The organism is Nonomuraea rhodomycinica (assembly GCF_013363995.1).
GTDB lineage: Bacteria > Actinomycetota > Actinomycetes > Streptosporangiales > Streptosporangiaceae > Nonomuraea > Nonomuraea rhodomycinica.
In genome coordinates this window covers 2,104,174-2,127,486 of the sequence record NZ_JABWGO010000001.1, presented here as the reverse complement: position 1 = coordinate 2,127,486, position 23,313 = coordinate 2,104,174, and the positions used below count along the sequence as shown (strand labels likewise).

Genomic DNA, 23,313 nt, shown 5'->3' with positions numbered 1-23,313 from the left:
TGTCCGGGCCCGCCGGCATCCGCCTGGCAGAGACCTGTCAGCGGATGGCGCCCGCCGGTAGGGGCGGACCTTCGCGGGCAGGGGGCTGGAGAGCCGCCGTCCGGCGCACGCCGCGACACGCGACGGAGGCCCGGCACGAGACCGCCACCGACGAGGGGAGCGTCATGACCGAGGGGTACGACCGGGTCGCGATCATCACGGGAGCCGACTCCGGCATCGGCAAGGCCACCGCCGTGACACTGGCCGAGCAGGGGTTCGACATCGGGATCACCTTCCACTCCGACAGCGACGGAGCCGAGGACACCGCCAAGCAGGTGCGCGACCTGGGCAAGGCCGCCACCGTGCGCCAGCACGACCTGACCGACCCCGTGGCCGCCGCGCAGGTCGTGGACGACCTGGCCGAGGAGCTGGGCGGCCTCGGCGTGCTCGTCAACAACGCGGGCACCGGCAGCTCCGAGCCGCTGCTCGACATGGACTACGAGCGCTGGCGGTCGGTCGTCGCGGTGGACCTCGACGGGCCGTTCCTGTGCGCGCAGCGCGCCGCCCGGCGGATGATCCAGACGGGGCGCGGCGGGCGCATCGTGAGCGTGACCAGCGTCCACGAGGAGTACCCCCGGGTCGGCGCGGGCCCGTACTGCGCGGCCAAGGGCGGCCTGCGGATGCTCAGCCGCGTCCTCGCGCTGGAGCTGTCGGAGTACGGGATCACCGTCAACACCGTGGCCCCGGGCGAGATCGCCACGCCCATGACCGGCCAGGACGACCTGCCGCCGCAGAACGGCACCAGACCCGGCTACCCGATCAACCGGCCGGGCGACGCCCACGAGGTGGCCGCCGTGGTGGCGTTCCTGGCGAGCCCGGCGGCGTCGTACGTCACCGGCTCGACGGTGTTCGTGGACGGCGGGCTCGGCCTGATGGGGCCACAGGCCGCCGGCGCGCTCGGCTCGGGGGAATGGCGCAAGGGCTGACCCCGGTCAGCTGAAGATCTGCTGGTAGAAGGCCAGCTCGGCGGCGAGGGCGGTGGCGCGGGTCTCCGCGCGGCGGAACCCGTGCGACTCGCCCTCGAACGCGAGATACGTGCACGGCACCCCGCGCTCCGCCAGGGCGTCGGCGAAGGCCGCCGACTGCCCGGGCGGCACGATCGGGTCGTCGAGTCCCTGGAGGAGCAGCATGGGGCAGGTCACCCCGCCGACCAGGGCGAGCGGCTCGCGCGTGGCGTACAGACCGGTGTCCTCCGGGCCGACCAGCCACTCCACGTAGCGCGACTCGAAGTCGTGGGTGTGGGTGACGAGCGGGGCCAGGGCGCTGACGCCGTAGTAGGAGACGCCGCCCGCGAACACGCCCGACCGGCAGCAGGCGGCCATCACGGTCCAGCCGCCCGCGCTGCCGCCCCGCACGGCGACCCGGGCGGGGTCGGCCAGGCCCTCGGTGGCCAGCCACTCGGCCGCCGCGACGACGTCCTCGACGTCGACGACGCCCCACCGGCCGCGCAGCAGCTCGCGGTAGGCCCGGCCGTAGCCGGTGGAGCCGCCGTAGTCCACGTCGAGCACGCCAATGCCGCGCGAGGTGAGCAGGGCCTTCTCCAGGTCGAGCGCGGTGCCCGCGTGAGCGGTCGGCCCGCCGTGCACGAACACGACGTACGGCGGGGCCGCGCCCGGCTCGCCGTCGGTCCGAGGAGCCGCGCCGGGCTCCCCGCCGGTCGGCGGGTAGAGGTGGGCGTGGACGCGGCGGCCCTCGCGGCCGGGCAGCTCCACCGCCCGCGGCGACGGCAGCCAGGCGGGGCCGGGCAGCCGCTCGGCATCGCGCGCCAGGGTCTCGGCGCGTCCGGTCGCGGTGTCCACCCGCAGGACGGCCCGCGGCGCCGTGGGGCCGTACCCGACGCCGATCAGCGCGCCGCCATCGGCGGCCAGCGCCGGGTCCCACCCCGCGCAGGGCGCGTCGAGGTCGCGCAGCGCCCCCGTGCGCGGGTCGAGCAGGCCGAGCCGCAGGTCGCCGCGGCCATGCAGCACCGCGAGCCGCCCGTCGCCGAGCACGGTGTACGGCACGCCGCCCAGCCGCCACAGCGGCCCCGCGAACTCCTCCTCGACCGGGTGCAGGGGCCTGGACGGCCCGCCGCGCACCGGCACCTCGTGCAGGTTCCACCAGCCGGAGCGGTCGGAGACCAGGTAGAGGTGGCCGTCGTCCTTCCACTGGGGCGCGAGGACCGACTCGGCCGGGCCGCCCGCGACCGTCCACGTGGCGCCGTCGGACAGGCGGGTGACGCGCAGCTCGGTGCCCTCCCACGGCATGCGGGGATGGTCCCAGCAGACGAAGGCCAGGTGGCGCCCGTCGGGGGAGAGCGCGGGGAAGGCGTAGAAGTCGGCGCCGGTGACGTGCACGCGCAGGTCGCCCGGGGCGTCGAGGGCGAAGGAGACGACGGAGCGGGTCACCTTGCCGGCCTGGTGGCGTTCGCGCACGCACCACACCCGGCCGTCGCGCACGAGCAGGTCGGCGTAGCGGGAGCCGTCGCCCGCCGGGGTGAGCGGGACGGGGTCGTCGTGGCCGAGATAGAGCCGCTGGTCGGCGAGGTTGCAGAAGATCACCTCGCCGGCGGGCGTCACCGCGTAGGGCCGCCCGCCGTACTCGTGGACCCGGGTGCGCGCGCACCACGGCGCGGCCAGCAGCTCGCTGCGGGTGCCGTCGGCGGCGCGGCGCACGATCGTCGTGCGCCCGCCCTCGTCGGGCCGGTCCTCGGTCCACCACACCTGGCCGTCACGCGCGACGGGCCAGGACGGACGGAGCCCGGAGCGGGCGACGTCGGTCGTGGAGACGGGGGAGGGCCAGAAGGGCATAGGGGCATCCTGCCGGATCCACCGCCGGTGTGCGCCGGTTACCTCTGTGTCGGCCTTGCTCTGCGGGCCCGTATCGCGGTTCGGCCAAGAGACGCCTGACCCACGGCCCCTTGGACTAGATTGGCCGAGAAACAGCTGACAATCGAACCGGGGCGAAGATGGCCTACAGCTACCATGCGGACCTCTCGGTGGGGCAGTTTCTGCGACTGCCGTTTCGTACGCTGAGCGATGGCGGCTTCGCCGGGCTCGTCTTTCTGCTGGCACGTTCGGCGGACGCTCCCGAATTACAGCGCGCATTCTTTCGGGACTGGGCCGACATCGATGACCTCACGGGACGTTATCTGGGGGTTTTCGCGCCGTCGCCCGGTCACATCGAACTGGCGACGGGGTATCGCGAGTGGAGCAGCCACTACGAGCCCGTGACGTTTCTGGTGGACGGCGTGCAATGCTCGGCCGACGGGCGAAGACTCTACGGGTCGTCCCATGGTTCGCCGTGGGCGGTCCGCATGGCCGCCGAGCGTTCGACAGCCCGCGGGTTCGACAGGCAGACGCCTACCGCGATCTCCACGCCGACGCTGCCGGGCCCGGTCCGCAAACATCAGGTGGCGCTCACCCGAGCGGTCACGGAGATGCAGGAGTTCTTCGGAGTCCCGGAATCCCTGGTGCCCTGTGTCGTGGTCGTGTCGCTGGAGGAGAAGGCGGCCTTCGTGGTCCCGCTGGAGGAGAGTTCCAGCGTTTACCACTTCCTCAAGAGAATCAAATCGGAAGTCGAGTCCGTTCTGTCGGAAATCAGAGAGAGGGATGAGAGGCTGGACGCGCTGAAACGGGCGCGCATCAGCAATCGCAGCGACCTCGGCATGCGAAAAGCCGCGATGGCCGCTGTCGACAGGGAGTGGGAGCGGCACAGGACCGCACTCGCGACGGACCTCGACAGCATCTCGGCGCATTGGACAGGGGAGGCGGCGCGCCTCTGCGGGTGGATGAGCGGACGGCTTCATGACGGCGGCCCCCTCACGGAGGCCGAGCGCATGTCCGCGCGAACCCTCATGCGTGTGCTGAAGGGAGGAGGACGGCTCGGCACGCTTCCCAGAAGGTTGGGGCGCACGCTCGGGAAGATGGCCAGGGGGTACCCGGAAGGGCACCCCGCGGTGTTGCGGTTGGCGGACAGCAGGGCAACAGCGGATGCCGTCGAACGGGAAATCGGTCACATCAAGCGGGAGCTGGGCCTTCTCGGCAAGGAACTCCGTCTGGCCGACGCCGTGGTCGCCGCTGCGCGAGAGCTCAACCTGACCCTGGACGACCCGGGCGAACTGCCGCTGTTCCGAGACCTGCAATGGCCGATCTCCGTCTTCTCCCGGCAGTCCAGGTCGTCCGGGCCGTCGATCAGGTCCAGGCGCGGTTGATGGGGGACACGACACCGGCCGGTGGCCGCTACACGTCCCTTCTCGCCGACCAACTGGCGGACGAACGGGCGCTCAAGGGCACCCTCGAACAGCGCGCCATCGTGGTCATCTCGACCTCCGGCACTCTGGTCGCGATCGTCTTCGGTTTCGTCTCACTGGTCACGCGTACTCCGGGCTACGCCATGCCGCAGGCGGTGGTGATACTGCTGGGGTGCGCCTTCGCCGTGCTCATCGCCGCGTCCATCACCGGCTTGCTCATCAACCTGCCCGTTCGCATGGACGTCGTCGACGACGCGGAGCTCGCCGGCGCGGCCGAGCACCCCGATTGGAACGTGGCCGATCCAGAGAGTTCGCGTGAGGAGTACCGCCTCCAGGCGGCTCTCCTGATCAGGCTGCGGCGCGTCAACGGACTGCGTGCCCGTCTGCTGTTCCTCGCCCTGGTGCTGGAGGTGCTGGCTCTGGGTTTCATGGCCGTGAGCGTGGTTCTCGCCCTTCGATCACTGCTCTAGCCGGAAAAGCCCCGGCAAGGACGAGATCGGGGCGGCCACCCCGGCAGGTGACCGCCCCTCGTGAACCCGTGCCCCGGAGGGCGTCAGTCGACCATGGGCAGGTCGCCGCCGCCGGTCGGCTGACCGGCGCCCACCGCCGCCATGGCGCTGGGCGGCCCGACCGGGCCGCCCGCCAGCTTGCGGCTGCGCCGCGTGCGGCGCTCCAGCCAGGTCGCCAGGTAGCTCAGCGACATGTTGAGCGCGACGTAGATGATCCCGATGACGATGGCCGCCGGGATCAGCGAGCCGAAGAACGCCGCGGGCATGATCCTGAAGCCGGTGTTGAGCAGGTCGACGTAGGCGATGATGTAGCCGAGCGCGGTGTCCTTGAGCAGCACCACGAGCTGGCTGACGATCGCCGGCATCATCGCGGTGACGGCCTGCGGCAGCAGGATCACCCGCATCACCTGGTTCTTGCGCATGCCGATCGCGTAGCCGGCCTCCGACTGGCCCCGGGCCACCGACAGCACGCCGGCCCGGACGACCTCGGCCAGCACCGACCCGTTGTAGAGGGTCAGGCCGAACACGACCGCGAAGAACGCGTAGTCGCCGCCGCCCATCACGCTGGGCGCCAGGTAGAAGATGAAGAAGATCAGCAGCAGCAGCGGGATGGCGCGGAAGACCTCCACGATCACGCCCGCCGGGACGCGGATCCAGGCGTGGTCCGACAGCCGCGCCAGACCGAACACCGCCCCGAACAGCATCGCCAGCACCGCGGCGGCGGCCGCGGCCCTCAGCGTGCCGATCAGGCCCGGGATGATGTAGACCTCCCAGGTCTCGGCCCGGAGGAACGGCTCCCAGATCTTGCCTTCCCACTGGCCCTTGGCGTCGAAGCCGCGGTACACGCCGTACAGCGCGGCGGCCACCAGGACCACGCTGACGACCGTGAGCAGGTGGTTGCGCACCCGGGCGCGCGGCCCGGGGGTGTCGAACAGGACGCTCGTGCTCATCGGACCACCGCCAGCTTCCGCGACAGCCACCCGGTGAAGTAGCCGATGGGCAGGATCAGGGCCATGAAGGCCGCGATGACGCCGAGGAAGATGGGGATGGAGGCGCCGGTGTCGTCAAAGATGATCTTCATCCTCGCCGCGGAGTCCAGGAGGTAGCCGCCCGCGGTCGCGACCGTCGAGTTCTTGATCATGGCGATGACCACGCTGCCCAGCGGGGCGATGACCGCCCGGAACGCCTGCGGCAGAATGATCATCGTCAGGGTCTGGAAGAAGGTCAGCCCAATCGCGCGGGACGCCTCGGCCTGCCCCATGGGCACCGTGTTGATGCCGGCGCGCAGCGCCTCGCAGACGAAGGCCGCGGTGTAGGCCCCCAGGCCCAGGCTCACGATCCAGAAGGAGTTGGTCTCCGGCTGGTCCGAGAAGACGAGGCCGAGCTGGTCGCTCAGGCCCAGCGCGGAGAAGGCCAGCACCAGCGTCAGCGGGGTGTTGCGCACCACGTTGACGTAGACCATGCCGGCGGCGCGCAGCACCGGCGTCGGGGAGACGCGCATCGCCACCAGGATCGTGCCGAGGATGAAGGAGACGACCAGCGCCACGAGCGAGAGCTTGACGTTCTCCAGGAAGCCCCGAGCGAGCTCGGGGGCATGGGTAATCAGTTCGTCCATCGTGCTCCACCGCATAGGACGGCGGCGGCCGGGTCACCGGCCGCCGCCTCGGACGTGACTAGGCGCAGCCCTCGGCCGGCGGCGCGGTCTCGGTCAGCTTCAGACCCTGGATGCCCCCGAACCACTTCTCCTGGAGCTGCTTCATGGTGCCGTTGTCCCACAGCTTCTTCACCGCGGTGTTGACGGCCTCGCAGGTCTTGGTGTCGCCCTTCTTCAGGCCGATGCCGTACTTCTCGTCGGTGAAGCCCTGGCCCAGCACCTTGAAGTTGCCGCCCGCCTGCTTGGCGAAGCCCGCCAGGATCAGGTCGTCGGTGGTCACGGCGTCGAGGTTGCTGCCGTTCAGCTTCTGCACGCACTCGGAGTAGCTGGCGGCGTCGACCGTCGTCGCGTCGAGGTCGAGCTGGCCGTCCGGCGGCGGGTCGGTGATCCGCTTGTAGGAGTTGGAGCCCGCGGCCTTGCAGATCTTCTTGCCCTTGAGGTCCTGCGGCGTGTTGATGGAGGTGTCGTCCTTGCGCACCATCACGTCCTGGTGGGCGATGACGTACGGACCGCCGAAGGTGACCTTCTGCTTGCGGGCCTCCGTGATGGAGTAGGTGGCGAAGATCAGGTCAACCGTGCCGTTGGCCAGGAACGGCTCCCGGTTGTCCGACTTCGACTCCTTCCATTCGATGGAGACGTCCTTGCCGCCGGCCAGCTCCTTCACCACGGCCTTGGCCACGTCCACGTCGAAGCCCTCGGGCTCGGCGCCCTTCTTCAGGCCCAGGCTCGGCTGGTCCCATTTGGTGCCGACGACCACTTTTCCGCCACCCTGGATCTTCTCCACGACAGTGGCGTAGGTCTTGTCGTCACCGCCCCCGCACGCGGCCACACCACCCAAGAGGGCCGCAATAGAGAGCACTGCTCCGGTTCGACGCATGTGCATGTGTACCACCTCAATAGTCAGTGCGTGAGAATCTTCGACAGGAAGTCACGCGCCCGGTCGGTCTGCGCGTTGGTGAAGAACTCGTCCGGGGTGTTCTCCTCCACGATCTGCCCGTCGGCCATGAACACCACCCGGTTGGCGGCCTTGCGGGCGAACCCCATCTCATGCGTGACGACCACCATCGTCATCCCGTCACGTGCCAGCCCGACCATGACGTCGAGCACCTCCTGGACCATCTCGGGGTCCAGGGCGGAGGTCGGCTCGTCGAACAGGATCATCTTCGGGTCCATGGCGAGCGCCCTGGCGATCGCCACCCGTTGCTGCTGCCCACCGGACAACTGCGCGGGGTACTTGTCCGCCTGGGCCGCGATCCCGACGCGCTCCAGCAGCTCCATCGCGCGCCTGTCCGCCGCGTCCTTGGCCACCTTGCGGACCTTGACCGGGCCCAGGGTGACGTTCTCGCGGATCGTCTTGTGCGCGAAGAGGTTGAACGACTGGAACACCATGCCGACCTCGGAGCGCAGGCGCGCCAGCGCCTTGCCCTCGGCCGGCAGGGGCTGCCCGTCGAAGATGATCTGCCCGCTGTCTATCGTCTCCAGCCGGTTCATCGCCCGGCAGAGCGTCGACTTACCGCTACCCGAAGGGCCGATCACGACGAGGACCTCGCCACGGGAGACGGTCAGGTTGATGTCCCTCAGGACGTGCAACGCCCCGAAGTGTTTGTCGACGTGCTCCAGCTTGACCAGTGGAGTCACGTCCCCGTTCTCCGTCATGGGTCAAAACCTAGGGTGCGTTAGGACGCTGCGCACTAACCAGGTGGTACCGATCCGATCACATCATGCCGTCGAGCTGGACTTTTGGCCCCACACGGTATCTCTTCCCCGTGCAAGGACTACCCTAGAACGCGCCATGACTGTGACCCAGGAGAGCCCCCGCACGTACGAGGTCCGCACGTACGGGTGCCAGATGAACGTGCACGACTCCGAACGGCTTTCGGGTTTGCTGGAGGACGCCGGCTACGTCCGCGCGGCCGACGGCGAGACCGCCGACGTGGTCGTGTTCAACACGTGCGCCGTGCGCGAGAACGCCGACAACCGCCTCTACGGCAACCTCGGCCATCTGCGTCCCGCCAAGGTGGGCAACCCGCGCATGCAGATCGCCGTGGGCGGCTGCCTGGCGCAGAAGGACCAGGGCGAGATCATCCGCAAGGCCCCCTGGGTCGACGTCGTGTTCGGCACCCACAACATCGGCTCGCTGCCGGTGCTGCTGGAGCGGGCCCGCGTCGCCGGCGAGGCGCAGGTGGAGCTGAAGGAGTCGCTCGAGGTCTTCCCCTCGACGCTGCCCACCAAGCGCGAGTCGGCCTACGCCGCCTGGGTGGCCATCTCCGTCGGCTGCAACAACACGTGCACGTTCTGCATCGTGCCCTCGCTGCGCGGCAAGGAGAAGGACCGGCGTCCCGGCGACGTCCTCGCCGAGGTCGAGACCCTGGTCGGCCAGGGCGTGCTGGAGGTCACGCTGCTCGGCCAGAACGTCAACACCTACGGCGTCGAGTTCGGCGACCGGCTGGCGTTCGGCAAGCTGCTGCGGGCCTGCGGCGGCGTCGAGGGGCTGGAGCGGGTCCGCTTCACCTCCCCGCACCCGGCCGCGTTCACCGACGACGTGATCGCCGCCATGGCCGAGACGCCCAACGTCATGCACCAGCTGCACATGCCGCTCCAGTCGGGCTCCGACCGGGTCCTCAAGGCCATGCGCCGCTCCTACCGCGCCGAGCGCTACCTCGGGATCATCGAGCGGGTCCGCGCCGCCATGCCCGACGCGGCCATCTCCACCGACATCATCGTCGGCTTCCCCGGCGAGACCGAGGAGGACTTCCAGGCCACCCTCGACGTCGTCCGGCAGAGCCGCTTCGCCAACGCCTTCACCTTCCAGTACTCCATCCGCCCCGGCACCCCGGCGGCCACCATGGACGACCAGATCCCCAAGGAGGTCGTCCAGGAGCGCTACGAGCGGCTCGTCGCGCTGCAGGAGGAGATCTCCTGGGAGGAGAACAAGAAGCAGGTCGGCCGCACGCTTGAGGTGCTGGTCGCCGAGGGCGAGGGCCGCAAGGACGACGCCACGCGGCGGCTGTCCGGCCGTGCCCCCGACAACCGCCTGGTCCACTTCGCCGCCGGCGACGAGACGCCGCGGCCCGGCGACATGGTGACCGTCGAGGTCACCTACGCGGCGCCGCACCACCTGGTGGCCGACGGCGCGGTCCTCGGGCTGCGCCGCACCCGGGCCGGCGACGCCTGGGAGGCCCGTCAGGGCGCCTCCTCGCAGGGCGCCGCGGGCGTCATGCTGGGCATGCCGTCCATCGGCCGCCCGGCCGCCGCGCCCGCCGCCTCCGTGGGCGGCTGTCCGGCCTGAGCAGGGTGAGCGCCGGGGCTCACCGGCCGCCGAGGAGGCGGTAGCAGTAGTCCCGGCGGGCGTCGGGGAAGGTCGCGCACGGGTCGGGCGCGGGAAGCCGGTCGGCGGTCGCGTCGCGTCCCGCGTCCTCGGGCTCCTGGCCGCGTCCGGTGCCCGCCGGTTCCCCGCGGCGAGCGGCGGGCTCGGGGTCCTGGCGGCGCCGTTCGGCGGGCTCGGGCGGTGCCACGGTCTCGGGCTGCACATCCGGTACGGGCGTCGCCCGGGGACGCGGGGGCGCCACCGGGACGGGAGACGGCGACGGGGCCACCCGGGCGGCGGGCGCCGGCTCGCCCGGCGCCTGCGGCAGCACGCTTTCCCGCGGGGTGTCCGCGACCGACGGCGTGGCCGCGCCCGCGTCCAGTGGCGGCGTGACCCACGGGGACATCGCCGGCGGCACCCCGAGCCGGGGCGGGCGTCGCCTCTCGCCGCGCTCGCGGGCGGGCGGGCTGACGCGTTCGAGCCACCTGTCCGGGCCGGGAGGGGCGGGGACGCCCGCCGGCGCGAGCGTGGGCCCCGGCGCGGGCCCCGGCGAGGTGCCCGCCCAGTCGGCCGGCCACTCCCCGGGCCACTCCGCCTTCCCCTGCCGGCGGGCTCGGGGCGGCGCGGAAATGCTCGCGTCACCGGTAAGCAGGTTTATCCGATCATTGGCCGGCGTGCTTTTCTGGGCCGTACGCGGGGTGCCGGCGAACGCCAGGACGACGCCCATTCCGGCGATCATGAGCACTCCGGCCACGCTCGCCGCCGGCGCCATGCGGTCCTGACTACCTGCGCGAATGCCCTTGAGGCGAGACAAGTCGTGATTCCTTCGTGATTGTCGCTGTGATCGCTGATTGTGGATGTGATGGCGATTTGTCAGTGAAGGGTGAGCGAGCATTCCACTGATGCGGCTAGTGTGGTCCATCACCCGCGGAAGCCGGCGAGCTTTCCCGATACGACCGCAGGGAGTTGTGCCACCATGCAAGATCCGAACGAGCCGGACCGCCAGGAGATCCTGACAGGACCGGGCGACGATCCCAGACCGCCCAGGTCCGCTCGTACCACCCCCAAGAGCCGCAAGACCGCTCTCATCGCCGCGTCGGCGCTCGTGGCGGTGCTCGCCGCGGGCGGCGTCGGGTTCGTCCTGGCGGACGGCGGCTTGCCCGGCGCGCAGCCGAGTGGGACCGCTCAGCAGGGCGGGACGGTCGAGCAGGGCAGCACGGTCGAGCAGGGCGGCGGCGACCGGCAGGGGTCCCCGGAGGCGGACGACGGGCTGGCCGATGACGAGGAGGCCGCCATGGGCGACGCCGTCACCGACGACCCCGCCGCCGACGAGGGCACGGCCGACACCGGCGGCGACTCCGGCACCGCGAAGAACCCCGCCGACCCGGGCACGACCACGCGCTCCGACACGGGCTCTGCGGGCAAGGACAGCACGACGGGCACGGGCACGGCCGAGAAGCCGACCGCCTCGCCCGCCGAGCCGCCGCGGGACCAGGAGGGCGACCCCTCCGACGGCGCCGCCGACGGCCCGGCCGGTCAGGTCGCGGGGCAGTGCTCCAAGAGCGGCTGCTGAGACGCCCTCAAGTGGCTCGGCCCTTCAGGCACGCAGTGGCCCTGGGACCGGGCTCGCCGCGCGCCTAGGGTCGCGGCATGACGCGCGGTATGAAGAGAGACGAGCAGCCCGGCGGCCCGGCGGCGACCGGCGAGGCGCCCCGGGCAGAAACCCCGGCGGGATCCCCGGCAGAAACCCCGGCCGGCTCCCCGGTGGAATCCCTGGCGGAGGCCGCCGCCCTGTTGCGGCGGCTGCACGTGCCGGGCGATCCCCTGGTCCTGCCGAACGCCTGGGACGCCGCCTCGGCGCGCGCCGTGGTGGAGGCGGGGTTCCCCGTGGTGGCCACGGGCAGCGCGGCGGTGGCGCCGGTCCTCGGGTACGAGGACGGTGAGGGGACGCCCGCCGCCGAGATGATGGCCGCGATCGGCCGCATCGCCAGGGCCGTCCCGGTGCCGGTCACCGCCGACGTCGAACGCGGCTACGGCCTCGACCCGGCCGAACTGGCCGAGCGGCTGCTGGCGGCCGGGGCCGTCGGGTGCAACCTGGAGGACTCCGACCCGCGTACCGGCGAGCTGGTCCCACCGGAGCGGCAGGCGGAGTTCCTGGCCCGGGTCCGGGACGCCGCCGGTCCCCGGCTGGTGATCAACGCCCGCGTGGACACGTACATCGGCGGCGACGGCAGCCGCGCGGCGGCCGTGGACCGGGCGCGGCGCTACCTGGACGCGGGCGCCGACTGCGTGTACCCGATCGGGGCGCACGGCGAGCAGGAGATCGAGCTCCTGGTCGCGGAGATCGGGGCGCCGGTGAACGTCCTGTTCCGGCCGGGGACGCCGCCGGCGGCCAGGCTGGCGGAGCTGGGGGTGGCCCGGATCAGCTTCGGCCACGGCCTCCACCAGGCGGTCCAGGCCCACACCAGACTCCTCCTCCAGGCCGTCGCCGCCGGCCGCGATCCCTACGCGCCCGGCTACTCCGCGCCCGGCTACTCCGCGCCCGGCTACTCCGCGTAGGGCTGGTCCTCCCCCTGAGCGCTGTAGCCGAGGCTCCAGACGTAGCCGTCCGGGTCGGCGAAGGAGCCGCCGTACCCGCCCCACGGCAGGAGGCCGGCGGGCTTGAGGATCGTCGCGCCGGCCTTCTCGGCCTCCGCGATGATCTCGTCGACCCGCGCCTCGCTGCGGACCACGTAAGTGAGGACCAGCCCGCTGAAGCCGCTGCCCTCCGGGCTCGTGCCCACCTGGGCGGCCAGGCCCTCGCGGCCGTAGAAGCCGACGGGCGAGGCTCCGTCCGACTCGAAGAACACCGAGATGCCGTAATCGTGCTGGACCTTCCAGCCGAGACCCTCCGTGTAGAACCGCTTGGACGCCTCCATGTCCCGGACGCCGAGAAGAATCGAGCTCACGTGCGCTTTCATGCCTGGTCTCCCTTAAGAGCGAGTGCTGTTGCACGTCACGCTACGGAGACCCGGCGGCCGTCGCTTCTCCGATCCTGATCGGTTCAGAGGCGGGCGAAGCCGCGGGTGGGCATACGCTGGCCCTGTGCTTGTCGCAGCGGCGCTCTGCCCGCATCCGCCCCTGATGGTGCCCGAGCTGGCCGGTGCGGCCGCCCACGAGCTGGACGGCCTGCGCGCGGCCTGCCGTGACGCGCTCGCCGAGCTCGACGCCGCCGCCCCGGACCGGCTCGTCGTGGTGGGCGGCGCCGCGTCCGCGGGCTCGTACGGCGGCCGGGCGGCGGGGAGCCTGCGCCCGTGGGGCGTGGACGTGCTGGTCGGCGAGGGCGAGCCGGTGCTGCCGCTGTCGCTGACCATCGGCCGCCGGCTGCTGGGGGAGCGGCCGGCGGACGGGTTCGAGGCCGTGGCGTTCGACGCGGAGCCGGCGGGCTGCCTGGCGCTGGGGGAGTCGCTGGCGCGTGAGGGCCGGGTGGCGCTGCTGGTCATGGCCGACGGCTCGGCCCGGCTGACCGCGAAGTCGCCGGGCTACCACCATCCGGACGCCGAGCCGTACAACGCGATGCTCGTGCGGGCGGTGGCCGACGCCGACGCGGCGGCGCTCGCGGGGCTCGACCCGGAGCGGGCGGCGGAGCTGTGGGTGGCCGGGCGCGCGGCCCTGCAGGTCCTCGCGGGCGCCGCGGGCCGCGGCGGAGCCGGAGGGCTCAAGGGGAGGCTGCTGGCCGACGTCGCCCCCTACGGCGTCGGCTACTTCGTGGCCGCCTGGACCTGACCGCGCCGCGCCCGCGTGGCGCTAGGTTGGTGCGATGCCGCTCGTCGAGATCACCTACGCCCCGCACGTCGCCGAGTCCACGCTGCGCGAGCTCGCCTCCGCGCTGCCCCACCTGGTCTCCAAGGCCGTGGAGTGCCCCGAGGAGCCCTACGACGTCGACCTGCGGCCCGGCGACGTCGACCTGAGGTTCCGGCCGTACGGCCCGCTGGACCGCGGCGGCCTGGACGTCGTGATCGAGGTGCGGTCGAAGTGGTTCGAGAGCCGGGCCGCCGACCGCCAGGAACGCGTGGACCTGCTGCACGAGGGCATCGCCGAGGCGACCGGGCTGGACGACTTCGGCGTCTATCTCACGCTCCCCGTGGCCGCCTGGTCCCAGGGCGAGGACTGACCGGCCCCGCCGTCACCCCAGGGTCAGGTGCCGGGGACGGCTCGGGACCGGAACGGTCGTCAGGTCGCGGGCGACCACGACCTCGCCGTCGTAGTGGCGGCCCGCCTCGGCCAGGAAGGCGGGCTCGTCGGCGAAGCCGTACCGCTCGGAGAAGTGCGTCAGGACGAGACGCCGGGCGCCGGCGCGGGCGGCGACCAGGCCGGCCTGCTCGGCGGTGAGGTGTCCGTACTCCTGTGCCAGGCCCTCCTCGGCCGACAGGAACGTGGACTCGATGACGAGCAGGTCAGCGCGGTCGGCCAGCTCGAAGACGGCGTCGCAGAGGCGGGTGTCCATGACGAAGGCGAAGCTCTGGCCGGGCCGCGGGATGCTGCACTGGTCGAGGGTGACGCCCCTGACCGACCCGGTGCGCTGCAGCTCGCCGATCTCCGCGCCGCCGATGCCGTGCGCCGCCAGCCGGTCGGGGAGCATGCGGCGGCCCGCCGGCTCCTGGAGGCGGTAGCCGTAGGACTCGACCGGGTGCGACAGGCGACGGGCGGAGAGCTGCCCGAGGGCCGCGTGCTCGCCGCTGAGGGGGTGCTCGCCGATGACGTCCGTGTCGGCGAACGCCGTGGCGTGGCGAAGGCGCTGCCAGTAGGTCAGGCCGGAGGCGGGGAACACGGCGCGCACCGGGTGACGCACCTTGTCGCGCGCGATGCGCTGCACGACGCCGGGGACGCCCAGGCAGTGGTCGCCGTGGAAGTGCGTCACGCACAGCCAGTGCACGTCGTTGGCGCTCAGCCCGGCGTAGGCCATCTGCCGCTGCGTGCCCTCGCCGGGGTCGAACAGGAATCCCTGACCGTCCCAGCGCAGGAAGTAGCCGTTGTGGTTGCGGTGCCTGGTGGGGACGGCGCTGGAGGTGCCCAGCACCACCAGCTCACGCGACGACATGACGGGCTCGGCGGCGGAGTTCCATCCCCGGATCGTACGGCCTTCACGGCGACGGCCGGGATCGCATCCCGCGAGGGCCGATCGGTGTTCACCACTCGAAAGGATTTTCCAGCCGTAGGAGTTACGGTGACAGGGAGGCGCCGCGCGGGCGGCGCCGCACGAGTTCAGGCGAGGACATGATGACCACAGTGGCGTTCGCCGAGGTGCCGAGCCCGGTGGGGACGCTGGTGCCCGCCGTCACCGAGAAGGGGCTCGTCGCCCTCGGCTGGGGCGGCATGGTGGTGGCGCGCGAGCGCGTCGGGCCGGGCATCGCCGAGGTGCGCGACCCGGCTCGCACGGCCCAGGTGGTCGCCGAGCTGGAGGCGTACTTCGCCGGTGAGCTGCGCGCGTTCGAGACGCCGGTCGACTGGCGGCTGACGTCCGGCTCGCGGCGCGTGGTGCTCCAGGCCCTCCACCGGGTGCCGTACGGCAGCGCGGTGACGTACGGGGAACTGGCCACGCGCAGCGCGTCGGCCGTGCCGGCCCGCGGGATCGGCTCCATCATGGCCGCCAACCCGATCCCCATCGTGGTGCCCTGCCACCGCGTCATCGCGGGCAACGGGCTCGGCGGGTTCAGCGGCGGCGAGGGCGTGGAGACCAAGCGCTGGCTGCTGACCCACGAGGGCTACCTGCAGCCGACCCTGCTCGACCTCTAGGGCCGGCGGGCTCCAGCGCGGGCGGGCGGAGAGTCAGCCCTCGGAGCCCTCGGCCGGGCCGCCCTCGTCGCCGTCGTGCTCCGCGCTCTCGCGGGCGGCGCCGCCCATGGCTCCGCCGGCGGCGGCGCCGGTCATGCCGCCCATGGCCCCGGCGGCGCCGGCCAGCCCGCCGGTCGTCTCACCGCCCATGTCCTGGCCCGTGCCCTGGCCGGTGCGACCGGTGCCCGGCGTGCCGCCGGCCCCCGGGCCGGATCCGGTCTCCGGTCCCGGCGCCTCGGAACGCGTCGTGTCGGAGCCGCCGGCCTCCGGACCGGTCGTGTCGGAGCCGGTCGCGTCCGACACCCGCTCGCGCAGGCGGTCCAGCAGGTCCTCGTGCTCCGCCGCCGGCCGCTCCGCCTCCCCGGCCTGGCCGGGCACGTGGTGGTGCTTGCCGTGAGCGGTGAACATGTCCTTGATCTTCTCGAGAATGGACATCTGATCCCCCGATCAGTGATCCCCCGGACGGCTCCCGAGGGGTGCCGTCTGTCACCCCATACCCCGACAGTTGACACACTTATCGGTGTGCGCCAGCAGCCAGTCATCGCCGTCGTGGGTCCCACGGCGGCCGGGAAGTCGGATCTCGCCGTGGACATCGCCCTCAGGTTGGGGGGTGAATGCGTCAACGCCGACTCCATGCAGCTCTACCGCGGCATGGACATCGGCACGGCCAAGCTGACCCCCGAGGAGTGGCGCGGCGTGCCGCACCACTTGCTGGACATCTGGGACGTCACCGTCACCGCCAGCGTCGCCGAGTACCAGAAGCTCGCCCGGGCGCTGCTCGACACGCTCGCGGTGCCCGTGCTGGTCGGCGGCAGCGGCCTGTACGTACGGGCGGCGGTCGACGACCTGGAGTTCCCCGGCACGGACCCGGCGATCAGGGCCCGCCTGGAGGCGGAGCTGGCCGAGCACGGCCCCGCGCCCCTGTACGAGCGGCTGACCCGCGAGGACCCGGTAGCCGCCGCGGCGATCCTGCCGAGCAACGGCCGCCGCATCGTGCGCGCGCTGGAGGTGATCGAGCACTCCGGCCGGCCGTTCTCGGCGACCATGCCGTCCTACGACGGCGTCTACCCCTGCGTGCAGATCGGGCTGGAGGTGCCCAGACCGGAGCTGGACGAGCGGATCGCGCTGCGGGTGGAGCGCATGTGGGCGGCCGGCCTGGTGGAGGAGGTGCGCGGGCTGCTCGGGCAGGGGCTCGCGCGGGGCCGCACGGCGAGCCGCGCCCTCGGGTACGCCCAGGTGCTGCGGTTCCTGCAGGGGGAGTGGACGGAGGAGCAGGCGTTCGAGGAGACGGTGCGGGCGACCAAGCGCTTCGCCCGGCGGCAGGAGTCGTGGTTCCGCCGCGACCCGCGGGTGCGCTGGCTGCCGTACGACGCGCCCGACCTGCCCGACCGCGCCCTCGCGCTCGTCACCGCGGGCGGCGGCGAGCCCTGAGGCGGCCTGGTCGTCACCGCGGGCGGCGGCGAGCCCTGAGGCGCGGGAGCGCCGGGGCGGCCAGTCCGAGCCCCAGGCACGCGGCCGGGACCACCCAGGTCGCCGGGTGCGGCGACGGTTCGACCGGCCAGTCCCACCACGACCCGGCGCCGGGCCGGCCCAGGAGCATCGCGGCGACCAGGTAGGCGGCCGGCGCCGCGGTCGCCGCGTCCCGCCGCCACAGGGCGGCCAGCGCCGCCAGCCCGGTGAAGCCCACGAGGTTGCGGGCCGCCGCCGCCCCGTACGGCACCGTCTCCACCAGCGCCACGGCCACCGACAGCGCGCACGTGACGGCGACCATGCCGGTGCGGTAGGCGAGCACGGGACGCACGGCCACCGCCTCCGGCCCTCCGGCGCCCGCGAGGGCGCCGCGCACCAGCACGGAGCTCGCCACCAGCGGCGCGACCAGCGCCACAGGCACCCCCGCCAGGTCGTCGAGGGCCACGCCCGGGACGGGCACGAGCACCTCTCCCACCACCGCCACCAGCCCCGCCGTCAGGGCGAGCGCGACGCACACCTGCGCGGCGCGGTGCACCCGCAGCCAGGTCCTCACGGGAGCGTCACCTCCGAGGGCGCGACGTCGCAACGGCGCAGCGCGTCCAGGTTGTGCCGGAACCAGCGGACCTGCGCGGCCTCGGGCCGAGCGAGCGCCCGCCGGGCGGCGCCGAGGGAGCGCGGCCCGGTCCTGCGCTCGACGGCGTCCTGACCGGCGCCCGCCTTCAGGGCCAGCCAGGCGCTCAGCGGGCCGTAGGCGTCGGCGCCGGACCAGCCGGGCCCGCACACCGGCGGCTCGGCCGGCAGCAGGCTCGTGGCCAGCCCGAACAGCACATCATCCGGCTTCGCGCCGGGCGGCGCCGCGAAGCGCCAGGAGTCCCCGCCGGTGGCCGGCCCCTCCGTGACGCGCCGGGGCGCGGGCAGCCCGGTCGCGGCGGCCAGCCGCCGCGCGCCCGGCACAGCGATCAGGGCGGCGGTGCCCAGCCGCTTCTCGCGTTCGCGCCACACGCACACCTCGACGCCGTCGCTCCGGCCGCACGCCAGGCCGCTCGTACGGGGCACCTGCGCCTCCGGCCCCATGTCCCGTACCAAGGGGACCGCCACGGCCACGGCCAGCAGAGGCAGCCCGGCGATCCCCGCCCACGCCAGGCGGGCGCCCCGGCGCCGGCTCCAGACCAGGAAGGCCGCACCGGCCAGGCACCCGGCGACGACCGCCTGCGCGTACAGGGCGCGCTGGTCGTAGACGGTGTGGGTCTCGCAGCAGAAGCCCAGGTTGTTCCCGGTGAGGTGGCGTACCCAGAAGGTCTCCAGCGCGGCCGGGTACGCCAGCCAGAGCCACGTGCCCACCAGCAGCAGGGGCACGCCGACCAGCGGATGCAGGTGGCGGCCCGCGGCGAACCCGGCGAGGGTCCAGGCCACGATCACCAGCAGCGCCACCGCGAGCACCAGCGGGTCCGGCAGGCCGGGGACGCCCGCCATCGCGACCCCGGCCAGCGCCAGCCCGCCCAGCAGCGCCACCAGCGCCGCCCCCAGGATCGGCAGCAGCGACCAGGCCAGCACCGCCGCCCGCGACCGTGCCGCGGCGGCGCCGTCCACCCCGCCCCGCGCCAGCCTGGCCCCCTCCCACGCGCCGGCCGCGGCGCACACCGGACCGGCCGCGAGGACAGCGGCCGAGGAGACGAGCACGGTCGCGGACAGCCAGTTGTCCTCCAGGACGTCCACCGAACGGCTCATCACGAAGAACAGGTAGGCCATCAGGACCGGGAGGGCGAGCACGGCCGCGGAGGAACGCGCCCAGCGGCGAAGCGGCACGGCTCACACCTCCCCGGCGATCCCCGCGGCGGCGCCCGGCCACGCGACCGCACCCGGCCCCGCGCCCAGCCCCGTGGTCGAGCCGAGGCCCGTGACCGAGTCCAGGCCCGTGACCGAGTCCAGGCCCGCGACCGAGTCCAGGCCCGCGACCGGCCCGGCGTAGCGGACCCGGTCCCGGTCGAGCACCACGACCGAGTCGTACGTCCGCGCCAGCTCCGCGGTGTCATGGGTGGACACGATCAGGTGACCGCGCTCGCCGATCCGCGCCACGATCCTGCGGAACCGCTCCCGCTGCTCCGGGTCCAGCCCGGCCGTGGGCTCGTCCAGCAGCACCACCTCGGCGTCGTGCACCAGCGTCTGCGCGAGCCCGACCCGGCGGAGCTGGCCCCCGGACAGCTCCGCGCACCTCGTGTCCGCCAGCGCGCCCAGCTCGACGGTCTCCAGGGCCTCCAGGGAGCGGCGCCAGGCGTTCCCGCGGGACATGCCCTTCAGCCAGCCGGCGTAGCCCACCTGCTCGCGCGCGGTCAGGCCGGGCAGCGGCCTGACCCCCTGGGGCATCCAGCCCACCAGGGCGCGGTAGCGCGCCAGGTTCCCGCGCCGGAACGGATCGAGCCCCTGGTACGAGACCCGCCCCCTGCGCGGGCGCAGCGCCGAGGCGGCCAGGGCGAGCAGCGTCGACTTGCCGCACCCGTTGGGGCCGATCAGGGCCGTGCGGCCCGCCGGGACGTCGAGGTCCAGCCGGGTGAAGACATGGGAGCCCCGGCGATGTCCGAAGGCGCACCCGTGAAAGGAAATAGGCATCTCTTCCTCGCCTGCCGCGGAATTCGGAAACGTCTCGCGGGAAACCGCGGCCGGCCGCCCGGATCGTTCTCCGGAGACCGGCCGGCCGCGATTGCGCGATTCCTAGTACCAGACCTGGACCTTTCGTGCCGACACCCGGTACCAGCTCTCGGGCATGTTCTTGACGGTGAAGTGGTATTTGCCGGAGCGGACGTCCCCCCAGTCGCCGCGCACCATCCGCCGGTCGCAGCCGCCGTACCCCCTCGTGCCGTAGTTGCTGTCCGGGCCGAGGCGCTCCCGGAACAGGCCGAGCGCGGGCGCGGCCTGCGGCGAGTTCGACGAGCAGCCGGACAGCTCCACAGCGGTCCGCCAGTGGTCGCTGTTGCGGTCCTTCCAGGTACGCGACTCGAAGCCGCCGGCGACGTTGGCCATGCTGGTCCTGAAGCCCCCCTCCGCGGAGGCCAGAGTGGCTCCGGCGGCGCCCACCGCGCAGATCGTGGCGGCGATCACGGCGCCTTTCCCGAGAACGCGCCCCATGGAAACAGCCATGCGAATCTCCTCCTTCGGTCGTGGAATCCCGAATCGCCTTCGCGGTGATCGGGACCCGTTTCGGTCCGGTGGGGTCACAACGTAATTCGCGGCCGGTCGGCGCGGCGTCAACCGGCGAATGGATTTCTCCGTCAATCGGGCGCGGTAGCGCGCGGCGGCGTCATCCGACCGGCTTACTCCGGTCGTTTCAAGCGGGCCGGCGACCATGGGCGTCCGTGACGGCCGGGGAGGCCGCGCCCCGTGCGGGCCGCGACGCCCGTGACTCCACCTCCCGCGGTACGTCCGCGTCAATCGAAGGATGGATGTGCGGCGCGGCGGCGCCGGATTAGCATCCAACGATGCACGGTGGTGCCGCTTCGATGCTCCGGCGTCTCGCCTCCGTCGATCCCCTCCTGCTGGACGTGGGCCTGGCGCTGCTGCTGTTCGGGGGCACCTGGTTGTGGGCCTGGTACGAGCCGGGCCGGGGGACACGGCCGGTGGACGCGGCGTCGGTGCTGCTGACGGCGGTCGCCGGCCTGCCGCTGGCGCTGCGGCGGCGCGCCCCGTTCGCCGTGCTGGTCGTCTCGACGGCGGCCGCCGCGGTCTACCACGCGCTCGGCTACCACTACGGCCTGAACAGCATGGCGCCCCTGCTGGCCCTCTACACGGTGACGCTGTACCGTTCGACCGTCCTCGTCGTGGCGGGCGCCGTGCTGGTCACCGCGGAATGGGCGCACGCCGGCACGCTGCACCCGGGCGTCGCGTGGTGGTCGGCCCTCGGGCAGGCTCTCGTGGTCGCCGCGATCGCCGTGTGCGTCGGCACCAGCATGCGGTTGCTGGCCCTGCGCACCAGGCAGCTCACCGATCTCGCGGTGGAGCTGCACCGCGAGCAGGCCACCGCCGCGGCGCACGCGGCCATGCAGGAGCGCGTGCGCATCGCGCGGGAGCTGCACGACGTCGTCGCGCACCACATGTCGGTCATCTCGGTGCAGGCGGGCATGGGCCGTTACGTGGCCCTGTCGGACCCGGCCACCGCGCACGCCACCCTGGAGGTCATCGCCGACACCAGTCACGAGGCGCTGACCGAGATGCGGCGCATCCTGTCCGTCCTGCGCACGGAGGGTCCTCCGCGCGACGACGAGGACAGGGACGACGGCGCCGACCTGTACGCCGCCATGCCCGGCCTGGGCCGGCTGGAGCCGCTCGTCGAGCGGATCCGCATGGCCGGCCCGGCGGTCGAGACGCGGGTCGAGGGAACCGCCCGGCCCCTGCCCCCGGGGCTCGACCTGTGCGCGTACCGGATCATCCAGGAGTCGCTCACCAACGTGCTCAAGCACGCCCGCGCGGCCCGCGTCGAGATCGTGCTGGCCTACGGACCGCGGGACCTGACCGTCCGCGTGACGGACGACGGCGCCGCCCCGCAGCCCGCGCCGGGCTCCACCGGGCACGGGTTGATGGGCATGACCGAACGTGTCAGGCTCTACGGTGGAACGATCACCGCAGGCCCACTCCCGGAGGGCGGATTCGACGTGCGGGCCACCTTCCCGCTGCCGGTGCCCGACGAACGTGGGTGACGCCGGGCGCCCGCCGGCCGGGCGCCCCCCTACCCGTGAGGACGCGCATGGTCACCGTGCTGGTGGTCGATGACCAGGTCCTGATCCGGGCCGGCCTGGCCGCCCTCATCCGCGCCGCGCCCGGGCTGGACGTCGTGGGGGAGGCCGCCACCGGCGAGGAGGCCGTGGAACTGGCGGCGTCGGTCCGGCCCGACGTGGTGCTGATGGACATCCGGATGCCCGGCATGAACGGGCTGGCCGCGACCGAGCGCATCCTGGCCGAGGGGGGCGAGCGGGCGCCGAAGGTGCTGATCCTCACGACCTTCGACATCGACGAGTACGTCTACAACGCGCTGCGCCTGGGCGCCGGCGGCTTCCTGCTCAAGGACACCCCGCCCGAGCGGCTGATCTCCGCGATCCACACCGTGGCCGCCGGTGACGTCCTGCTCGTCCCCGGCGCCGTCAAGAGGCTCGTGGAGGCGTTCGCCGGCACCCCCGCCACGGACCCGCGCGAGGTCCCCGACCTCGCCCAGCTCACCACGCGCGAGACCGAGGTGCTGCGCGCCGTCGGGCGGGCGCTGTCGAACAGGGAGATCGCCGACCGGCTGCACGTGAGCGAGGCCACGGTCAAGACCCACCTCAACCGGCTCATGACCAAGCTCAACCTGAGCAGCCGGGCCCAGGCCGTGGTCCTCGCCTACGACTGCGGGCTCGTCAAACCGCGCGGCGCGACGGCCTGACCGGCCCCTTCAACGGCCCTTTACGCCGGCCCGTATAAAATTGTTCGATGCGTTTTCTCAAGGGGCACGGCACCGAGAACGACTTCGTCATCCTGCCCGATCCCGACGGCGAGCTGGAACTGTCGGCCTCGCTCGTGGCCGCGATCTGCGACAGGCGCGCCGGCATCGGCGCCGACGGCGTGCTCCGCGTGGTGCGCACGAAGGTCAGCCCGGAGGTGTCCGACCTCGCGGGCGAGGCCGAGTGGTTCATGGACTACCGCAACGCCGACGGCAGCGTGGCCGAGATGTGCGGCAACGGCACCCGGGTCTTCGCCCGCCACCTCGTGGACGCGGGGCTGGCCCAGCCCGGCGAGTTCGCGATCGCGACCCGCGGCGGCCTCAAGCGGGTCAGCCTGGACGTCTCCGGCGACGTGACCGTCGACATGGGCCTGCCCGCCGTGCACGGCCGCAGCGTCGCCACGGTCGCGGGCCAGGAGTTCGAGGGGCTGCACGTCGACATGGGCAACCCCCACCTGGCCTGCGCCATCGGCGAGCCCGTGGTCCAGCTCGACCTCACCCACCAGCCGGGCTTCGACCCGGGGGTCTTCCCCCACGGCGTCAACGTCGAGCTGTTCAACGCGGTGGGCCCGGCGCGCGCGGTCATGCGCGTGTACGAGCGCGGCTCGGCCGAGACCCGCGCGTGCGGCACCGGCGCGGTCGCCACGGCCGTCGCGGCGGCGGCGCTCAGCGGCGAGAGCACCGGCTCCTGGACCATCGAGGTGCCGGGCGGCACGCTGACCGTCACGCTCACCGCGGACACCAGCTACCTGGCGGGCCCCGCCGTGATCGTCGCGGCCGGCGAGCTCATGCTTGCAGAATAATGTTCTCTTGAGCGATGCTGGG

General features: G+C 73.0%; 26 protein-coding genes. 13 read left to right on the top strand and 13 right to left on the bottom strand.

What is annotated here, in order from left to right; translation table 11 throughout:
- Positions 1-164 precede the first annotated feature (164 nt).
- Positions 165-965, top strand: coding sequence for an SDR family oxidoreductase (locus tag HT134_RS09770; protein WP_175599805.1), 801 nt, complete (start codon positions 165-167; stop codon positions 963-965).
- 6 nt (positions 966-971) lie between these two features.
- Here the strand turns inward: HT134_RS09770 and HT134_RS09765 are convergent, their stop codons facing one another.
- On the bottom strand, positions 972-2,828 hold the full coding sequence (locus HT134_RS09765; RefSeq protein WP_175599804.1) for a S9 family peptidase: 1,857 nt from the start codon (positions 2,826-2,828) through the stop codon (positions 972-974).
- Positions 2,829-2,986: 158 nt separating this feature from the next.
- Between HT134_RS09765 and HT134_RS09760 the strand changes: the two genes are divergently transcribed.
- Both HT134_RS09760 and HT134_RS09755 read left to right on the top strand, forming a co-directional pair.
- Positions 2,987-4,231 carry a hypothetical protein gene (locus HT134_RS09760; RefSeq protein WP_175599803.1) on the top strand — a complete coding sequence of 415 codons (1,245 nt, stop codon included), beginning with the start codon at positions 2,987-2,989 and terminating at the stop codon, positions 4,229-4,231.
- Positions 4,231-4,740 (top strand): hypothetical protein, encoded by a 510-nt coding sequence (locus HT134_RS09755; RefSeq protein ID WP_175599802.1) that lies wholly within the window; start codon positions 4,231-4,233, stop codon positions 4,738-4,740. The genes HT134_RS09760 and HT134_RS09755 overlap by 1 nt, the downstream gene beginning before the upstream one ends.
- 83 nt (positions 4,741-4,823) lie before the next feature.
- Here the strand turns inward: HT134_RS09755 and HT134_RS09750 are convergent, their stop codons facing one another.
- The 4 genes from HT134_RS09750 to HT134_RS09735 all read right to left on the bottom strand — a co-directional run bounded on the left by HT134_RS09750 (position 4,824) and on the right by HT134_RS09735 (position 8,089).
- Entirely contained in the window at positions 4,824-5,729 is a 906-nt protein-coding gene (locus HT134_RS09750) for an amino acid ABC transporter permease (protein WP_175599801.1), read from the bottom strand.
- Complete coding sequence (locus HT134_RS09745; protein WP_175599800.1) at positions 5,726-6,394, bottom strand: amino acid ABC transporter permease; 669 nt, start codon at positions 6,392-6,394, stop codon at positions 5,726-5,728. Before HT134_RS09745 ends, HT134_RS09750 begins: the two co-directional genes overlap by 4 nt.
- Positions 6,395-6,452: 58 nt before the next feature.
- Entirely contained in the window at positions 6,453-7,262 is an 810-nt protein-coding gene (locus tag HT134_RS09740) for a glutamate ABC transporter substrate-binding protein (protein WP_312888078.1), read from the bottom strand.
- Positions 7,263-7,333: 71 nt separating this feature from the next.
- A complete protein-coding gene (locus HT134_RS09735) occupies positions 7,334-8,089 on the bottom strand; it encodes an amino acid ABC transporter ATP-binding protein (protein ID WP_281387389.1) in 756 nt (251 codons plus the stop codon).
- A 136-nt stretch (positions 8,090-8,225) separates the two neighbouring features.
- On the opposite strand from HT134_RS09735, the gene miaB reads away from it, so the two are divergent.
- A complete protein-coding gene (gene miaB / locus HT134_RS09730) occupies positions 8,226-9,722 on the top strand; it encodes a tRNA (N6-isopentenyl adenosine(37)-C2)-methylthiotransferase MiaB (RefSeq protein ID WP_175599798.1) in 1,497 nt (498 codons plus the stop codon).
- A gap of 19 nt (positions 9,723-9,741) precedes the next feature.
- Here miaB and HT134_RS09725 read toward each other — a convergent pair whose 3' ends face one another.
- Positions 9,742-10,479, bottom strand: a complete 738-nt coding sequence (locus HT134_RS09725; protein ID WP_175599797.1) for a hypothetical protein — start codon at positions 10,477-10,479, stop codon at positions 9,742-9,744.
- Positions 10,480-10,716: 237 nt separating this feature from the next.
- On the opposite strand from HT134_RS09725, the gene HT134_RS09720 reads away from it, so the two are divergent.
- Together HT134_RS09720 and HT134_RS09715 are read left to right on the top strand one after the other, a co-directional pair.
- Entirely contained in the window at positions 10,717-11,313 is a 597-nt protein-coding gene (locus tag HT134_RS09720) for a hypothetical protein (protein ID WP_175599796.1), read from the top strand.
- 77 nt (positions 11,314-11,390) lie between these two features.
- Complete coding sequence (locus HT134_RS09715) at positions 11,391-12,299, top strand: isocitrate lyase/PEP mutase family protein (RefSeq protein ID WP_246363606.1); 909 nt, start codon at positions 11,391-11,393, stop codon at positions 12,297-12,299.
- On the opposite strand, the gene HT134_RS09710 is transcribed toward HT134_RS09715, so the two are convergent.
- A complete protein-coding gene (locus HT134_RS09710) occupies positions 12,287-12,700 on the bottom strand; it encodes a VOC family protein (RefSeq protein WP_175599795.1) in 414 nt (137 codons plus the stop codon). The two genes, HT134_RS09715 and HT134_RS09710, sit on opposite strands and share 13 nt — an antisense overlap.
- Before the next feature lie 124 nt (positions 12,701-12,824).
- Between HT134_RS09710 and HT134_RS09705 the strand changes: the two genes are divergently transcribed.
- Positions 12,825-13,505 carry a class III extradiol ring-cleavage dioxygenase family protein gene (locus HT134_RS09705; protein WP_175599794.1) on the top strand — a complete coding sequence of 227 codons (681 nt, stop codon included), beginning with the start codon at positions 12,825-12,827 and terminating at the stop codon, positions 13,503-13,505.
- A 34-nt stretch (positions 13,506-13,539) separates the two neighbouring features.
- Positions 13,540-13,893, top strand: coding sequence for a hypothetical protein (locus tag HT134_RS09700; protein ID WP_175599793.1), 354 nt, complete (start codon positions 13,540-13,542; stop codon positions 13,891-13,893).
- Positions 13,894-13,905: 12 nt separating this feature from the next.
- Here the strand turns inward: HT134_RS09700 and HT134_RS09695 are convergent, their stop codons facing one another.
- Entirely contained in the window at positions 13,906-14,820 is a 915-nt protein-coding gene (locus tag HT134_RS09695; protein WP_175599792.1) for a ribonuclease Z, read from the bottom strand.
- 176 nt (positions 14,821-14,996) lie between these two features.
- Here HT134_RS09695 and HT134_RS09690 point away from each other — a divergent pair, with 176 nt between their 5' ends.
- Positions 14,997-15,515: a methylated-DNA--[protein]-cysteine S-methyltransferase gene (locus tag HT134_RS09690; protein ID WP_175599791.1), complete on the top strand. Its 519-nt coding sequence runs from the start codon at positions 14,997-14,999 to the stop codon at positions 15,513-15,515.
- 33 nt (positions 15,516-15,548) lie between these two features.
- On the opposite strand, the gene HT134_RS09685 is transcribed toward HT134_RS09690, so the two are convergent.
- Positions 15,549-15,989: a hypothetical protein gene (locus HT134_RS09685; protein WP_175599790.1), complete on the bottom strand. Its 441-nt coding sequence runs from the start codon at positions 15,987-15,989 to the stop codon at positions 15,549-15,551.
- 87 nt (positions 15,990-16,076) lie between these two features.
- On the opposite strand from HT134_RS09685, the gene miaA reads away from it, so the two are divergent.
- The gene (gene miaA / locus HT134_RS09680) at positions 16,077-16,985 is read left to right on the top strand and encodes a tRNA (adenosine(37)-N6)-dimethylallyltransferase MiaA (protein WP_175599789.1); all 909 of its coding nucleotides are present in this window, start codon (positions 16,077-16,079) and stop codon (positions 16,983-16,985) included.
- 13 nt (positions 16,986-16,998) lie between these two features.
- On the opposite strand, the gene HT134_RS09675 is transcribed toward miaA, so the two are convergent.
- The 4 genes from HT134_RS09675 to HT134_RS09660 all read right to left on the bottom strand — a co-directional run bounded on the left by HT134_RS09675 (position 16,999) and on the right by HT134_RS09660 (position 20,159).
- Entirely contained in the window at positions 16,999-17,577 is a 579-nt protein-coding gene (locus HT134_RS09675; protein ID WP_175599788.1) for a hypothetical protein, read from the bottom strand.
- Entirely contained in the window at positions 17,574-18,830 is a 1,257-nt protein-coding gene (locus tag HT134_RS09670; RefSeq protein WP_175599787.1) for a DUF7224 domain-containing protein, read from the bottom strand. The genes HT134_RS09675 and HT134_RS09670 overlap by 4 nt, the downstream gene beginning before the upstream one ends.
- Before the next feature lie 3 nt (positions 18,831-18,833).
- Positions 18,834-19,631, bottom strand: a complete 798-nt coding sequence (locus HT134_RS09665) for an ABC transporter ATP-binding protein (protein WP_217707259.1) — start codon at positions 19,629-19,631, stop codon at positions 18,834-18,836.
- Between the two features lie 102 nt (positions 19,632-19,733).
- Positions 19,734-20,159 (bottom strand): hypothetical protein, encoded by a 426-nt coding sequence (locus tag HT134_RS09660; RefSeq protein ID WP_175599786.1) that lies wholly within the window; start codon positions 20,157-20,159, stop codon positions 19,734-19,736.
- A 359-nt stretch (positions 20,160-20,518) separates the two neighbouring features.
- On the opposite strand from HT134_RS09660, the gene HT134_RS09655 reads away from it, so the two are divergent.
- Genes HT134_RS09655 through dapF form a run of 3 tightly spaced genes read left to right on the top strand, consistent with a single transcriptional unit; the run spans position 20,519 to position 23,291 of the window.
- On the top strand, positions 20,519-21,712 hold the full coding sequence (locus HT134_RS09655; protein ID WP_217707258.1) for a sensor histidine kinase: 1,194 nt from the start codon (positions 20,519-20,521) through the stop codon (positions 21,710-21,712).
- Positions 21,713-21,759: 47 nt separating this feature from the next.
- Entirely contained in the window at positions 21,760-22,431 is a 672-nt protein-coding gene (locus HT134_RS09650) for a response regulator (protein ID WP_175599784.1), read from the top strand.
- A 47-nt stretch (positions 22,432-22,478) separates the two neighbouring features.
- On the top strand, positions 22,479-23,291 hold the full coding sequence (gene dapF, locus HT134_RS09645; RefSeq protein WP_175599783.1) for a diaminopimelate epimerase: 813 nt from the start codon (positions 22,479-22,481) through the stop codon (positions 23,289-23,291).
- Positions 23,292-23,313: the final 22 nt, after the last annotated feature.